Origin of the sequence: Fulvitalea axinellae, assembly GCF_036492835.1 — a bacterium.
GTDB lineage: Bacteria > Bacteroidota > Bacteroidia > Cytophagales > Cyclobacteriaceae > Fulvitalea > Fulvitalea axinellae.
In genome coordinates this window covers 79,061-94,078 of record NZ_AP025318.1, presented here as the reverse complement: position 1 = coordinate 94,078, position 15,018 = coordinate 79,061, and the positions used below count along the sequence as shown (strand labels likewise).

12 protein-coding genes are annotated in these 15,018 nt (G+C 48.3%); 7 read left to right on the top strand and 5 right to left on the bottom strand.

The genetic code is table 11. The features are described from left to right. The first annotated feature begins 30 nt into the window (after positions 1-30). The 3 genes from AABK39_RS23615 (at position 31) to AABK39_RS23605 (ending at position 3,080) form a co-directional block, all read left to right on the top strand. A complete protein-coding gene (locus tag AABK39_RS23615) occupies positions 31-498 on the top strand; it encodes a YdeI/OmpD-associated family protein (protein WP_338395690.1) in 468 nt (155 codons plus the stop codon). Positions 499-688: 190 nt separating this feature from the next. Next, positions 689-2,407, top strand: a complete 1,719-nt coding sequence (locus AABK39_RS23610; RefSeq protein WP_338395689.1) for a sulfatase family protein — start codon at positions 689-691, stop codon at positions 2,405-2,407. 142 nt (positions 2,408-2,549) lie between these two features. Beyond that, entirely contained in the window at positions 2,550-3,080 is a 531-nt protein-coding gene (locus AABK39_RS23605) for an effector binding domain-containing protein (RefSeq protein ID WP_338395688.1), read from the top strand. A 333-nt stretch (positions 3,081-3,413) separates the two neighbouring features. Here AABK39_RS23605 and AABK39_RS23600 read toward each other — a convergent pair whose 3' ends face one another. Next, positions 3,414-4,013 carry a hypothetical protein gene (locus AABK39_RS23600; protein WP_338395687.1) on the bottom strand — a complete coding sequence of 200 codons (600 nt, stop codon included), beginning with the start codon at positions 4,011-4,013 and terminating at the stop codon, positions 3,414-3,416. 278 nt (positions 4,014-4,291) lie between these two features. Between AABK39_RS23600 and AABK39_RS23595 the strand changes: the two genes are divergently transcribed. Together AABK39_RS23595 and AABK39_RS23590 are read left to right on the top strand one after the other, a co-directional pair. Beyond that, complete coding sequence (locus AABK39_RS23595; protein ID WP_338395686.1) at positions 4,292-4,831, top strand: TetR/AcrR family transcriptional regulator; 540 nt, start codon at positions 4,292-4,294, stop codon at positions 4,829-4,831. After that, positions 4,828-5,337: an HPP family protein gene (locus tag AABK39_RS23590; RefSeq protein ID WP_338395685.1), complete on the top strand. Its 510-nt coding sequence runs from the start codon at positions 4,828-4,830 to the stop codon at positions 5,335-5,337. The genes AABK39_RS23595 and AABK39_RS23590 overlap by 4 nt, the downstream gene beginning before the upstream one ends. A 188-nt stretch (positions 5,338-5,525) precedes the next feature. Here the strand turns inward: AABK39_RS23590 and gshAB are convergent, their stop codons facing one another. Continuing rightward, a complete protein-coding gene (gshAB, locus tag AABK39_RS23585; protein ID WP_338395684.1) occupies positions 5,526-7,859 on the bottom strand; it encodes a bifunctional glutamate--cysteine ligase GshA/glutathione synthetase GshB in 2,334 nt (777 codons plus the stop codon). A gap of 42 nt (positions 7,860-7,901) precedes the next feature. Then, a complete protein-coding gene (locus AABK39_RS23580) occupies positions 7,902-9,263 on the bottom strand; it encodes an MATE family efflux transporter (protein ID WP_338395683.1) in 1,362 nt (453 codons plus the stop codon). Between the two features lie 72 nt (positions 9,264-9,335). Between AABK39_RS23580 and AABK39_RS23575 the strand changes: the two genes are divergently transcribed. Further along, entirely contained in the window at positions 9,336-9,557 is a 222-nt protein-coding gene (locus AABK39_RS23575) for a hypothetical protein (RefSeq protein WP_338395682.1), read from the top strand. A 410-nt stretch (positions 9,558-9,967) separates the two neighbouring features. Here AABK39_RS23575 and AABK39_RS23570 read toward each other — a convergent pair whose 3' ends face one another. After that, positions 9,968-11,227: a hypothetical protein gene (locus AABK39_RS23570; protein ID WP_338395681.1), complete on the bottom strand. Its 1,260-nt coding sequence runs from the start codon at positions 11,225-11,227 to the stop codon at positions 9,968-9,970. Between the two features lie 73 nt (positions 11,228-11,300). Between AABK39_RS23570 and AABK39_RS23565 the strand changes: the two genes are divergently transcribed. Further along, positions 11,301-12,938 carry a hypothetical protein gene (locus tag AABK39_RS23565; protein WP_338395680.1) on the top strand — a complete coding sequence of 546 codons (1,638 nt, stop codon included), beginning with the start codon at positions 11,301-11,303 and terminating at the stop codon, positions 12,936-12,938. 125 nt (positions 12,939-13,063) lie between these two features. Here the strand turns inward: AABK39_RS23565 and AABK39_RS23560 are convergent, their stop codons facing one another. Then, positions 13,064-14,764 (bottom strand): glutamine--tRNA ligase/YqeY domain fusion protein, encoded by a 1,701-nt coding sequence (locus tag AABK39_RS23560; protein WP_338395679.1) that lies wholly within the window; start codon positions 14,762-14,764, stop codon positions 13,064-13,066. Positions 14,765-15,018 lie beyond the last annotated feature (254 nt).

Below are 15,018 nucleotides of genomic sequence, written 5' to 3'. Positions count from 1 at the left end.
CGTTTGGCTATTTTTGAATAAAAGAGAGCTATGAAAGAGAAATACTTAGTAAACCGTAAATGCCTTTTGGTAAAATGGGAAGGTAAAGGAGCTTGGACTTACACGCCCATTCCGGAAATAAAACAGGATAAAAACGCGCCTTTCGGTTGGGTTACCGTTAGCGGCTTTATTGATGATTACCGGCTCGAAAAGCATAAACTGATGCCTATGGGAGACGGAAAACTTTTTCTTTCCGTCAATGCTACGATCAGAAAGAAAATACGCAAAGAGTCGGGCGACCATGTTTTGGTAAAACTAAATGTGGACGCGCCACCAAACGAACTCACCGAAGAACTCTGCCTTTGTTTTGATATGGAACCTCCCGCAACGCTGAAAGCGTTCGAAGCGCTAAAAGAAAAAGAACGGCGAAAGTTTCTGGACCGTATCCATTCCTCTAAATCCGAGGAAAAGAAAGCCGAACGAATAGCGGATATGATGAAGGAATTAGCCAAACGCTGACCGAAACGGAGCTTTATGTTCTGAAAACCGTAACGGGACACGATTGTACTGTCTAAGTAAACATTTTTCGGGTTTCGATCGCCAATTCCAACCTATGTTCGCAACATATTGATTATGTCAGCGAAAACGCGAAATGCCGGAACAGCGCTTTGCACACCAATCCGGACAGGTCGCAACAAACGTATACTTTATGGACAGACGATTTTTTCTACGTTCCATAGGCCTTGGAGTCGCCACTATTCCGGTGCTCAAGCCCTACGCCTTCGGGGCGGGAAGCAGATCCCGAAAAAACGATAAAGGGAAAAAGCTTATCGCCCAACTTTACCGCAAGCACTTTCCCCCGAAACCAAAAAAGAAAACGCCTAGATCCGCTACGCCAAACGTGTTGTTGATCACTTCTGACCAGCAACATTTTATGGGCTTGGGCATTAACGATCCCCGGCTCAAAACACCGAATTTGGACCGTTTGGCGAAGATGGGAACCGTCTTTGACCGGGCGTATACGCCAAACCCGACTTGCACCCCCAGCCGGGCCAGCATTATTACCGGACAGTATCCGAGCCAGCACGGGGCTTGGTCGCTTGGCACAAAGCTCCGCGACGATTCCCCCACCGTCGGCGACGAATTCCGCAAGGCGGGATACAAGACATCACTCGTCGGGAAAGCGCATTTCCAACCGCTCAGAGGCAATGCCGAACATCCTTCGGCGGAAGCGTATCCGGCTTTGCAAGATCTTGATTTCTGGAAATCTTTCGACGGGCCGTTTTACGGATTCGACCATGTGGAGCTAACGCGAAACCATGGTGACGAAGCCCACGTCGGGCAACATTATGCGCTTTGGCTAGAGAAAAAGGGCGCTACAAATTGGCGGGATTGGTTCCGAAAACCTACCGGCAACAGCGGTCCGCAACGTGGCGCTTGGAATATGCCCGGCGAATACCATATGAACGCATGGATTGCCGAGCGGACCAACGAGCTGATGGAGGAACATCAGAAGAAAAACGAGCCTTTCTTTATGTGGGCCAGTTTCTTTGATCCGCACCCGCCGTATCTCGTCCCCGAGCCTTGGGCCTCGATGTATGATCCGGACAAACTGGAACCGCCGATGGCCGTACCGGGCGAACACGACGACATGCCGAAACAATACGGCATGACCCAGCGCAAAGGCGATAAAGAGGCTAAGAAATTCTTCTCGCAATGGAATGAAAAAGGCGGGCACCACGTGTTCGGCTATCATACAAACCATGGGCTCGACGAGAAAAAACGCCGTAAAAACATGGCCGTTTATTTCGGGATGATCTCGATGCTTGACCATTATGTCGGCCAAATCCTCGACAAGCTCGACGAACTCGGCATCACCGAAAATACTCTTGTGGTATACACCACCGACCATGGCCATTATTTTGGCCAACATGGACTCGATAAGAAAGGAAACTTCGGTTATGAAGACGGCGTCCGGATTCCGTTTATCGTGTCCAAACCCGGAGAAATTCCGCAAGGAAAACGAACCGACTCTTTGCAGACTTTGGTTGATCTCGCCCCTACTTTCCTCGGGTTCTGCGGGATTGAAAAACCAAGTTTTATGACTGGCGTGGATATGACCTCCGATTGGAAAAAAGGAGGAGCGCAAACTCGCGATCACGTTGTGGTAGAGTCAAGGCAACAGCCGACCAAGCTATATCTAAAAACCTATATCGAGAAACGGTATAAGATCGTGACTTATTCCAACCATATAGGATCGGATAAACCTTACGGCGAACTTTTCGATCTTGAGAAAGATCCGCAAGAGTTGGTCAATCTTTGGGACAAATCCGAATTCCAAAACCTGAAAGCGGAAATGCTGCTCAAGCAAATGCAGGCCGAAATGAAAAAAGAGCCTACACCGATGAAAAGGCTTTCTATCGCATAATTAGGGCGTTTTCGGGTGGGAAACTCCGCCCGGAAACCCTTTTTGACACAAGTCAATTTTTTGGATCCGGGAAATCCGTCTCTTTGTAGTGTAAACAAAACGGCGCACCATCGTCGAGTTATTTAACCCAAACGCTAAAGAGATGAAATCCAGATTTTTGACCCTTTTGTTCAGCATCGTTTTATTCGGAACCGCCTTCGCCACAGACGGTGAGAAAACAAGTATCAAAGAAACTAAACTAGTGGGAATAGAGGTGTTCACATCACTGAAACACTACAAGCATGACTCGGACTCACTTTGGAACTTTTTCAAGAAAAACGATTTCGGACCATACCTAGAAGACGCCAAAGACAGTGACAAAGTTTACGCTTATCTGATCTTCGGAGAAGAATACGAGAAGGACTTCCCTATCCAAGTCATTCTAGGCTATGAGGTCACCAAATTCGACAAGGTGCCAAAAGAGTTCAAACTCACTAATATGATCATCCCGGCGGGCGATTTTACGAAAGAAGCCGTAAACGGCAACAAAGCTGCGGACGTATTCAATACTTGGGACAGGCTGATCAAAACGGAAAAAATCAAAACCAAAGGTCACGAGGTAATCGAGATCTACGAATTCGATAAATCACACAAAAAGGTAGAGAAAATAGATCTTTTATTCGGAACGAAATAATACTATTCGCAACACAGTTATAAAATCGAAAAAGGCGCTGAAGAGAGGCGCCTTTTTCTTGTTCTTTAAGATAAACAATCCGACGTGGGTTACGCTATTTTCCCTTTTCGGATATTCAATACTAATGACTTCCTGTGCTCGAAAAATCTTTTTGCGACGGATAGCGCTTTTTGGTCCCCGAAAAAACTGATTTGCTCAACGAACCGCATTCAGCATACCGATTCGGCTAAATCAGGAACGTTTTTCGTCATTCATCGCTTTGATACGGAATAGCGAAAGAAAATCCTTAGGTAATTCTCGGAGACCGCACCAATTTATAAACTGATATCCAGCCTATTGCACGCTATCTCTTGCCTCCATCGATTTTTTCAGAATTGAAGCCACACTCGCCAAAGTCTTCAAACGCCCTGAGTATTCTTCAATACCGTCATGACTTCTTGTACGATAGAGATACAGCGAATCGTCTATTTTTTCGTAGACTAACGCATCGTTCACATTATAGAAAAAGTCGAGTACTTCTTTATTAAAAGCGACACGAAGCTTGACTTCATCACCCTTCAAGACATATCGTTCCGAAAATTCGGGATGCTCTGAAAAATCTATGTCCTGCGAGCCAAAAAATTCTCCAACCGCATTCAGAAATCCTTCGGGCTTGACCAAGAAATCTGGAAATTTCCTCAACCAGCCTGAATGCAAGCCAAAAGCGGTTATTCTGCCCGAATGATTGCCTTGTCTATAACGATAGGTCAAAACTCTGAGCTCGGATCCACCGCTTTTCTTGCTAATCACGTCATGACATTTTCCCGCTTTATGATTTCTATAAAATCGGGTACGGGAAAAACCCGTTTTTTCGGCGCTTTCTTTTTTCGATAAAAATTCAAACCCATTTTTTGAGGCCCAACCTTTTACCTCCTCAGTAGCTTTTTTAATCATCCAGCGACTGAGCAGAAGAGTCCCTCCCAAAATGGAAACGGCAAAAACTACCGGCCAAACTCCATCCATAATTGACTATTACTCTATAAAAAAATAAACACACATGAAAGTACGTAACATGCTTACAGAATGCAAACTGCCTCTGCTCATTTCTAGTTAAGGCCGAGCGAAAACAACCTTTTTTAAAATCTTAGGCAACATTCTATTTCAGGGCCCGTTATAAAAACCTAAAAAAAGACAGACTTGTCTGTTTTATAAAAACCGATTACCTTTGTCTTATGGAAAAGAAAAAACCGAGAGAACGAATTCTGGATGTAGCCATGGATTTGTTCCACCGACAAGGATATAACTCAACGGGCATCAACCAGATAATAGACGAGGCCAAGGTGGCCAAAGCCAGCTTCTACCAACATTATAAGTCGAAAGAGGACTTGGCCGTGGCTTACCTTAACAAGAGGCACGAGCTGTGGTTTGAGGGCCTGAGAAAAGAAACGAACAAAGCCAAAAATTCGGAAGACAAGGTATTGGCTGCGTTTCGCTATCTGAAATTGATGAACAAACGGGAAGACTTCCGCGGATGCGTATTCCTGAACATGGTTTCGGAGGTTCAAACCGACAATGCCAGGATCTATGAAATCATCCAAAACCATAAAAGGGATCTGCGGGAGTTTTTGGGAGAACTAATACCTGACAAAGACAACGCTTTCTTGGCTTATATGCTTTACGAGTCGTGCCTGACCGAAAGCCAAGTGTACCGAAACCAGGAGTTTATCGACAAAACTCTGGAATTGTTAAAAGAAAATATACTGGGAAAATGAGAGAATATATCGCAAAATTCAGAACCGAAGAACGTAGCCCAAACGCTGCGGGCCTACATTTCTCATTCTATTCGGGATTGGGCGGTTTTATCGCCATCGCCGCCGTGGCTTTGCTGACGGCCAATACCGAAGTTCCGTTTATTATGGCTCCGTTCGGCGCTACCTGTGTGCTGGCTTTCGGCGTGCCTGACAGTCCGCTGGCCCAGCCGCGCAACATCATCGGCGGACACGCTATCTCGACAATTATCGGACTCGTGTGCCTCCATCTCTTCGGAAACGAATGGTACTCGTTGGCTTTGGGCGTAGGTTCGGCCATCGCCATAATGCAACTTACCAAGACCACTCACCCGCCGGCCGGCGCCGACCCGCTTGTGGTTATCTTGGGCGGAAGCTCTTGGTCGTTTCTCTTCAATCCCGTACTTTCCGGAGCCATCACCATTACGGTAATCGCCTTGATATTCAACAACATGAGCAAAGTCCGAAAATATCCAAAATACTGGATTTAGGGTATTAGGTATTTGGCCTTAAGTATTAGGTGAAATTTCGCCAAAGAATAAATGCTTAAGACCTAATACCAGATACTTCAAACCAAAACACAATAACTACCCGTTAGACGAGTATGCGGAAACGCCCTTCCGCATACGAAAAAAGGAGCCTGCCCGGGCTCCTTTCCTTTTTCAAATATTTCAGTGTCTTACTTTTCGAATCCGTAACCCAAAGCGTCGAGGATTTTGGCGTTGAGCTTTCTGTTTTTTCCCACAAAAGGAAAACAGTGAATATGGATCGCCGGGTTGAAATTCATCTCGATAATCGAATAATTATCGGGCGTGGCCTCTTCCTTTATATCCTTGATAATCATATCCAGCCCAGTGATTTGCACACCCATCGCTTTTGTGGACTGTACGGCGATGTCTTTATACGATTGCGGAATATCGTCTGTGTAATCCACGCTATCGCCTCCGGTACTGATATTCGAATTCTCCCGTAAGTAGACCGTTTGCCCCGCATCCGGAACCGTCTCGAAATCGTAGCCTTGCCCCGCCAAAAACATAGCTTCGGCTTCGCCCAAATCGATTTTCTCTAGTGGCGTCCGGTAGCCTTTTCCGCGGAGCGGGTCTTGGTTCTTGATTTCCACCAACTGCCTGATCGTCTTGGTTCCGTCGCCGGTCACATTGGCAGGAACCCGCCGCAAAATGCCTACGACTTCGTCTCCGATTACGAAAATCCTGTATTCGTTGCCTTCGGCGAATTCTTCCACCAATACGCTTTTATCGAATGAGAAAGCTATCTCCACCGCACGGTCGTAGACCGCTTGGTCCTCGTTTTCTTTCAGAATGGTGATTCCCAGACCGAAGTTTGTCGATTTTGGCTTTACAACTACAGCTCTTCCCTGAAACAGCGGAAAATCCGATTTTGCCCACTCCGCGTCGGAATAGCTGGCGCCACCGGGCACGGTTACGCCGGCACGGGCCAAGATATCTTTGGTTACGGTCTTGTTCTCCATTTTCAGCACGCCGCTGTACGTGTCAAGCGACGTCTTTGTGGCCTGAATCACGTATTCCTCCTTGTCGCCTCGGTACAGGCGCAGGAAGTTTTCCTCCCGGTCCATGATCTCCACGTTTACGCCGCGGAGCACGGCCTCTTTCATCAGCAATTGGGTGGAAAGCTCCATATCCTCCTTGCCGTGGAAACGGAAGGCCTGTTCCAGGCTCTTCTCCCGGGATTTGCGGGCCAAGTCCATATGAAACTCTACAAAACCTTTCTCGTGGATGCCTTCCCTTACTTTGTAAGCCAAACGCTCGGTTGGGTTCTCCACCTGTAGCTTGGCCTTTTCCATCGCCTTTTTGTAAGTAGCGTCGCTTGCAAGCAGGAATCCCACAGTGCTTTCCATCCGTCCGATTATCCTTTTCGAAAGCTCGGCTATGGTTACGGTCTTCGCGAATTCGTCGGTAAGCAAAAACTCCGGAACCATTCCGTTTACGGAAGCCAGATATTGGTTTTTGTGCGCCCTGAGCTGTTGGAAAGTGTCGAAAGGCGTCTGCTCCTCCCGCATCAGGCCGTAGAGCAGGAACAGGTGCGTAAAACGCAAAACGTCTTTAGACACGCCCAGCGGACTAAGCGGATCCAGATCCAAAATCCGGACCTCGATATGCGACACGACTTTCTTGCCGTTTTCTTCCCTGAATTTTAGCCTTATCGGCAAATAGATTTCTTTCTCAAGACTAATGAAATCCCTTTGTATCAGCCTCTCCACAGAGTTGTTATATGAATCGACCGACGCATAATCGATGATCACGTTCTTGCGGTTCGTATACCCGAACGGGCTTGAGCGCATCGAAAGCGATTGCTTACAGGAATGTACGCCGTTTTCTACCGGACATGTGATCCTCAGACAACAGCCTTCGAAAGTCTCGTGGATTACCGGGCTGGCCCCGTTGATTAAGAGCAAAAGCCAGCGGTCACGCAGAAAGTTCCGGATCATCTTCAGGTAAACCTGCTCCTTGAATGCCTCGAACTCTGAAAATGTTTTTTGCTCAGCGAAGAGTCTTCTCAACAACGAATCGGGCAACGAGAAATTAAAATGTGTTCCCGATATCATCTGCATCTGGCTACCGTACATCTTACTCAGATATTCCCGGTATTCCTCTTTGTCTTTGCCTTCCTCGCCGTATTTGGCTATTGGAATGTCGCTTCCTTTCGGCAAAACCGGAGGCATGCTCTGCGGCCAAAGGAATTCGTCTTTTACATTTTCGTAAAACAGATCGTTGAGCACTCGCAAAAAGTCGTAAGCCTCGTCGATGCTGTCTTGCTTGGGAGTCACCATCTCCACTTGGCTCTCCGAGAAGTCGGTGGTTATGTACGGATGACGGTTTTTGTTGCCGAACACCTGCGGGTGCGGCGTCTTGGCCATCCGGCCCTCGGCGTCCACCCTTACGTTTTCCCTTTCCAGACCAAACTCGCCGCGCAACATGCTGTCGCCGAAAGAGGCGAAATCCAAATCCCCGAAAATATTCTTTATGTTTTTCATCTTAATTCCGAAATCTGTTTAGGGTAAAAATTTCCGGCCACCTTAAAGCGACACAGTCGCCGGTTCCGCCGAAGCGCTCCCTTTTTTCTCAATCCTTTTCAATTCATTAAAGAACAATATCAGCAAGGTTGTTCCCTTTACGATACTGCTGATGGAGATGCTCCACCAAACGCCGTTGAGTCCCCAGCCCATATTCTGGCTCAGGAAAATGGCCAACGGAAGCCGGGCTACGGTAAATATTACGCTTACCGTGGCATTGATATAGCTTTTGCCCAAGGCGTTAAAAGCTCCGGCTGAGGTGTATTCCACACTCATAAACAGTTGCGACACACCCAAAATCCTGAGATAATCCGCACCCATAGCCACGCTTTCGGGCTCGGAAACGAATATCCGGAACAGGAATCCCGGAAAGATGATAAACATGGCGCTGGAAAAGAATGATATAACCCCAGCCAGCTTCAATCCGGCCACATAAGTTTCGCGGACTTTTCCGAAATCTTTGGCCCCGTAACTTTGTCCGATCAAAATCGATATCGCCGACATAAGGCCCCAAATGGCCATATACGTCAGGGCCTCAAGCTGTACGCCGATCTTCTGCACGGCTATTCCAGTATCGCCCCATTCCACTATAATCTTGGCCAACAATACCGAAACAGACATAAACGTGATTCGCTGTACGCCTATCGGTACGCCGAGTTTTAGGATAGCCGGAACTTTTCCAAGCAAGTTCCCGTAACCGCAAAACGGCACCTCTTTTTTGTTTGCCACTCTGAAAACAAACCCGAGAAACACAATCCCGTGCGACAATACCGTAGCCAACGCGGCGCCCTTCACTCCCATTCCAAACTGGAAAATCAGCAAGGGATCCAGCAACAAATTCAGTACAGTGCCCACCACATTTATCTTGAAGCTGACTTTGGTAAGCCCATGGGAATTAAAGGCGGAAGTAAACAGTATATTGCTCAGCGACAGCGGAATACCCCACAGCGCCAATGACAGATATCCGTACGCCATCTCCACTACGGACTGGTCTCGCAAACCGAAAAAACCGATAAGCTCATCGGGAAACAGGTAAAGCCCCGCGGCCGAAGCCAATCCGATTAACGCCATTCCGGCCATGCCCACCGTTATGTATTCGCCGGCCAAGCGACGGTCTTCAGCCCCTACGGCGTGAGATACCTTTACGCCCGTTCCGGAATTGACCATGGAGGCAATAGCCAAACACATGCCTATCAGGAAACCGACTGTTCCGATGGCCGTCACGGCGGGGCTTCCGATTTTTCCCACCCAAACCATATCGGTAAAATTATACACGAGCTGAAACACGGACATGCCCATAATCGGCAACGCGAGTTTCACCATCCGGTAGATCACCGATTCATTCTCAACATTATTATTTTTCACAATCAGGTATTTTTCCGGATACGCGAATCCGCACCGGAGATTAATCATTACCCCATACCGAAATTCGTCCATATGAACACGCGCGGGCACATCTCGGAAACGAGAATACGCATCCACGATTATTCAAACACGGGGAAAATCGTTACGGAAACCGCCCGCTTAGCGGGCAAAGCATTGGGGTGGGAAGAACTCAGATCAACATTCGGCAGATCTTTTGGAGAAGCGATCCGTCTGCCTTCGGATAAAAACCGCATGTGTAATTCGCTCTTGAGGGCTTTTCCGACAGGCGCATAAGAGCCAGAGCCAGGATATAAGCCGTCTGCCTATCGTTAAAAAAATCCGACCGGCTTCGGTGTATCGAAAAGCACGAACAGCCGTAGCTACCGCCACATCCAAGCTTAGAAACCGGAAGCGGAAGGCAACAAGGCGCCCCGGATTGTCCCGAACAGCAATCTTCCTCATGGCCAAAACCGAGACCTTGTACAAGAAACACAAGGGCGCAGCACAGGATTAAGGCGATATGTTGGCTTTTCTTCTTCACCGAATTGTTAGTGGCTATAAATCACATCGCAATATAACGATTAATATTGCGCCGAGTTTCGTCTTTGTTTACCATTTCGGCCTGTTTGAAAACATTAGGCGGAATAATCCCTAAAGAAATTACCTGAGCCCAATTGACGATCTGAATTTGTACCGATATCAGATTACAACTCAGATTCCATCTCCTCACCGCTAAGTTCGGTGTTAGGCTTAATGAAATGCATACTAAAATCGCCAGGCTCCTCGGTAGAATCCACGGATTCGCTTTCCGAACTCATTTCGTAGCTAAGCCTAGAAGCATCGTCCGCCAAATCCGTAAAATCGTTGATGTCTTCCCTCACAAAACCTTTTGTATACACTCTCTCCGGCCAGCCCGCATAATGCCTAAACGAGGCCTCGTCTACTTCGGAAACGCTTTTCATCCGTTCCAGTCCGTGGCCTTCGCCCAGTGTCAACAACCTGCTGAACGCCACAGCAAGGTTAATTTCGGGAGTATAAGGAACCAGGGCCCGCTCTTTTCGCCTCTTTTGCTCAAACCAAACCGGATCCGTAAGTCCCCAAAACATTCCGTGCGAAAGATCGTGCGGAAGCCCCATCGCCATACGTTTGCTCAGCTCCTGATACACTTTAGTGATCGGCTGGTCGTCGGACTCTCGCTGACTCATAAAATAAACCGGCAACTGATGTTCCTGCCCAGGAATACTCCTAATGCCCACCATAGCCAATGCCCGGGAAACCAAAGCCGCCCCGCCTATCGGAACCATAATGGAATGGAGGTCCGCAAAAAACTCGTTTTTGGCTTTCTCTAGCCCCTCCTCGCTCAAATCGTTTGATCTGAATTTCAATACACTGGAGACATCGTCCCACAATACCTGAAACGTATTCGCCATTACGGACGATACCTCGGGAAACTGCCTGCTGAAGGCGTCATCACCAAAAAGGGAAATTCCGCTGGATCCCATTATCCCTATCAACTTGGCTTTTTCTTCCCTGATATCATCCAGAAGCATCGCAACCGATTTCATTACAGGCGAATATCCCGTGCGGGTTTCCATTACATAAAAACTAGCGAGCCATTCTTTACAACTCTTTTTGAGTTCTTCTAAAATATATAGAGCGAAATGGTGCCTTCCCCAATCCGGCTTTTCCATTTCTCCCGAAAAACCATTGTAAACGTTCAATAGCCGTTCGACATGGCCAAGATTATGAAAACCGGAATCCTTCATCCGTTCCTTGAATTCCGCTCCCGTCATCATCGCCTGCACCGGTTGCGAAAAACCGGACGGCGGATCCAAGGACACTCCCGACGAAGCTCCCGTATTCTGCTCTCTGTTCCGAATATTTCGCTTATGGATAAACACGTTGACGCTCCGAACTAGCCTTTTTCCCAATGGTCCCAAAGGGCAAAACAATACCCGAGCCATTATGATTTTAAGAATACGGCAAAAATAGCGCAAACGTGGCCACGGGAAGCGGTCACGGCATCATCCACTCCGCATGTTCAAGCAAACAATCCGTCATCGCCATCAAAACCGGGCTACGCCGAAGCCACAGGCGATTCAGGCGCTATGGTCGAAAAAGGAACTCCTTTCCCGAATTCCACAAGACACCGACGGGGACGCTTCACAAAACGACGATCACCTGCGGGTAATCGGAGCGCTGCTGGACCTTTATTCCAGCCTAAGAGGAGAAAGTCAGGAAACGAACCAAGAGCGCCTCCGCACGTTACATCTGGCCGAAAACCGGACATACCGCTACTTAACGGCCAACGCTTTTGAGTTTCAGCGAGTAAGGGAAGACCAAGCTACAATGATGTCTTTCGCCCAACAAATCGAGGACGAAAGGGAAAGGCTGATAGCGGAAATGATCAAAAAGAAGCAATCCGCTCCCACGCTAAGCGAACAGGAAGCTCAGTTCGATACCCGAGGCTTGTGGCAACATCTGCTCCAAGGCCGCGGGCCGTTCAAGGTCAATCCGAAACAGAGTGCCGGGCTTTTCGCCAAAGAGCTTCCCGGATTCCGGACCGGAGTGATGGCCCGTGTCTCCAAACTTCTGCTGACCAAAACGGGAACGGCGCTTCTTAGAGAAATCAGCAACGGTTCCCACTCCGTCACGATAAGTCCGCACCAGGAACGGATTCCTTCCATTCATTTTGAGAGAGACGCCATCCGCCCGAAATCGGAACCGAAAGGAAAAAACTGTTCCAGCCAAATATACTGGCCCTGCAATATTTCCGAAAACGCCTTCGGAGTGTTTGACGAATACTGGAGCCCGCAAGCCACGCACACACTGCCCGGGGCGCAAACCACACAAAACGATTGGAGCGAATTAGGAGAAGCCGTCTCTGAGGATAGATCCAAAGCCAGAACCGGACACGTGCTTCCCGAACCGTCATTCGTATTATTAGGCCGAATGCTGAAGCACGCCTCAAAAGCACAGCGGGGAATGGTTTCTTCCCTCCAAAACAGAAGTCGATATTCGGACCCGGCGCATAGCCCGTGGCTTGACGCCGAGGAGGAATCAGTCGCCAAAGATTTTGAGAATCCCTTGCGGGAAGAAGTGAGCCTCGGCACCAGAAAATGGGCTCGGCTATTGGACGCGAGACAAACTTGGAACTCAAAAAACTACAGCCCTCCAAGTGCGTCCGCTACTTATGATGTAGAGAGCGATCCGCTCAAACGCGCCGAAGACGATATCATCTTGACCCGTGAAGAGAAAGAGCTTCTTTTTAAAGAAAGAGTGACCGTGACCACAAGAGCTTCCCAACCGCAAAGTTCGCTGGCCGGTAGGATAAGAGGTTTGAGAAATCTAGGGCAACCCGCCACGGATGAGACTTTCTATATGGTTCCGGCGAATCTGGACGCTCCCGTTCAGGACCTTTACGATTTGAAAACCAGCGACACTTACAAAGGATTCCGGGAAGAGCGGGCTAGGTATCGAGAAGACGAACACACGGCCAGACAGGAGACATTCGGACCAAATTCGACTATACCGGAAGAAAGCTTTTTCCCGGACCAACCGCTAAGACACGCGGACGAAACCGTCCCCATACTCTTTCCCGGCGAAGACTTTTCTCTTTCCGACGAATTTGTATTTTCCCCAAATTTTCTATTCTCGCAAAGCGGACCGATATAGCTTCGCTTTCTTCTACAGGGCAAAAAATCAACAAAAAAAGGAGCCGAAGCTCCTTTTCTATTTCCTTATTTATGAATTTGAATCAATATGCGTTCTCAATAGAATGAAACACATATAGCCTCATATTACTTGTTCTGCTTTTTAGCCCATGAGTCTTTCAAAGTCACCGTACGGTTAAAGATCAATCTGTCTTCCGTAGTATCCGGGTCAATATTGAAATAACCCAAACGCTGGAACTGGAACTGCTCATACGCCGGAGCCTCTTTCAACGAAGGCTCAACCTTGGCGTGAACGGTTTTCAAAGAATCCGGATTCAGGAATTCCATATAATCCTTGTCCTTGTGTCCGTCCGGAGCCTCATCCATAAACAAACGGTCGTAGATACGTACTTCGGCGTCCACGGCGTGCTCGGCGCTTACCCAGTGCAGGGTGCCTTTCACCTTACGCATGCTGGCCTCGGTTCCGCTTCCCGATTTCGAGTCGGCGTCATAAGTACAGTGAATAACGGTGATGTTTCCATCCTCGTCTTTCTCCACACTTTCGCCCTTGATGATGTAACCGCCCTTCAGGCGAACTTCCTTATTCAAGGCCAAACGGAAATACTTACGGTTCGGAGCCTCTTCCTTAAAGTCGTCGCGCTCGATGTAGAGTTCCCTTCCGAACGGAACCTGGCGCGTGCCCGCGGTTTCGTCTTCAGGATTATTCTCCAACTCCAACATTTCGCTCTGACCTTCCGGATAGTTGTCGATAACCACTTTCACCGGATCCAACACACCGAATACGCGGTTGGCTTTCTTGTTCAAATCCTCGCGAACGCAGAATTCCAACAAGCCCAGGTCGATAATATTCTCACGACGAGTAACTCCCACTTTTTCCGAGAAAGCGAGAATCGACTCTGGCGTATAACCACGACGGCGCAATGCAGAAATTGTAGGCATACGCGGATCGTCCCAGCCGTTTACCACGCCGTCCTGAACCAGCTTGAGCAACTTACGCTTACTCATCACGGTATAGTTCAGGTTAAGGCGGGAGAACTCACGCTGTTTAGGGCGAATCTTCGACGGATCGTAGATCTGGTCAAGGTACCAGTCGTAAAGCGGACGGTGAACCTTGAATTCCAACGAACACATCGAGTTCGTGATTCCCTCTATGTAATCGCTCTGTCCGTGCGCCCAGTCATACATAGGGTAGATTTTCCACTTATCGCCAGTACGGTGGTGCGCCGCGTCGATGATCCGGTACATGATCGGGTCACGCATATGCATATTCGGCGAAGTCATGTCGATTTTGGCACGGAGCACCATAGCGCCCTCGGGCATCTCGCCATTCTTCATTTTCTCGAAAAGCTCCAAGTTCTCTTCCACCGGGCGGTCACGGTACGGACTGTGTTTTCCGGCTTCGGTAGGCGTTCCTTTTTGCTCCGCGATTTGCGCAGGCGTCTGCTCGTCAACATAGGCTTTGCCCAGTTTGATGATCTCAACGGCCCAGGCGTACAACTGATCGAAATAATCCGAGGTATAGCACTCCTTCTCCCATTGGTATCCCAACCATTGAATATCCTTCTTGATGGCTTCAACATACTCGGTTTCCTCTTTCACCGGGTTGGTGTCGTCAAAACGCAAGTTTGTTTTACCGCCATAACGTTGGGCAGTGGAGAAATTGATGTAAATGGCTTTGGTGTGCCCGATGTGCAGGTAGCCGTTCGGCTCGGGCGGAAAGCGGGTATACACCTCGCCATTGTTCACGTTGGACTTGAGATCCTCCTCGATGATCTCTTCCAAAAAGTTGAGGGATTTCCTCTCTTCGTTATTTATTTCATCAGTCATATGACAGGGGTTAATTCATCGCCTAGCGGAACTACTTTCTGCTTTCGCAAAAGTTTTTCACTTGCGCAAAAACATCAAACGGCGCTCCACTGTGAGCGGGCAAAAATAATATTTTTCTATTCATCAACCTAAACCCCCGCCCAAATTGAATTCCGGCTTTGCGCAAACAAAATCACGCTGGCCCGTAAGTCCGAAGCCACCCCACCCCTCTCAGGAATAAAAGATGGAAAAATATATTCGTTCTTGCTTATCAA

What these genes read in the sequence shown, in the direction of transcription:
- gshAB (WP_338395684.1), bottom strand. Translation starts at nt 7,859, where the DNA reads ATGAAAAACATAAAGAATATTTTCGGGGATTTGGATTTCGCCTCTTTC.
- AABK39_RS23590 (WP_338395685.1), top strand. Translation starts at nt 4,828, where the DNA reads ATGAGAGAATATATCGCAAAATTCAGAACCGAAGAACGTAGCCCAAAC.
- AABK39_RS23575 (WP_338395682.1), top strand. Translation starts at nt 9,336, where the DNA reads ATGAACACGCGCGGGCACATCTCGGAAACGAGAATACGCATCCACGAT.
- AABK39_RS23615 (WP_338395690.1), top strand. Translation starts at nt 31, where the DNA reads ATGAAAGAGAAATACTTAGTAAACCGTAAATGCCTTTTGGTAAAATGG.
- AABK39_RS23605 (WP_338395688.1), top strand. Translation starts at nt 2,550, where the DNA reads ATGAAATCCAGATTTTTGACCCTTTTGTTCAGCATCGTTTTATTCGGA.
- AABK39_RS23560 (WP_338395679.1), bottom strand. Translation starts at nt 14,764, where the DNA reads ATGACTGATGAAATAAATAACGAAGAGAGGAAATCCCTCAACTTTTTG.
- AABK39_RS23565 (WP_338395680.1), top strand. Translation starts at nt 11,301, where the DNA reads ATGTTCAAGCAAACAATCCGTCATCGCCATCAAAACCGGGCTACGCCG.
- AABK39_RS23595 (WP_338395686.1), top strand. Translation starts at nt 4,292, where the DNA reads ATGGAAAAGAAAAAACCGAGAGAACGAATTCTGGATGTAGCCATGGAT.
- AABK39_RS23610 (WP_338395689.1), top strand. Translation starts at nt 689, where the DNA reads ATGGACAGACGATTTTTTCTACGTTCCATAGGCCTTGGAGTCGCCACT.
- AABK39_RS23570 (WP_338395681.1), bottom strand. Translation starts at nt 11,227, where the DNA reads ATGGCTCGGGTATTGTTTTGCCCTTTGGGACCATTGGGAAAAAGGCTA.
- AABK39_RS23600 (WP_338395687.1), bottom strand. Translation starts at nt 4,013, where the DNA reads ATGATTAAAAAAGCTACTGAGGAGGTAAAAGGTTGGGCCTCAAAAAAT.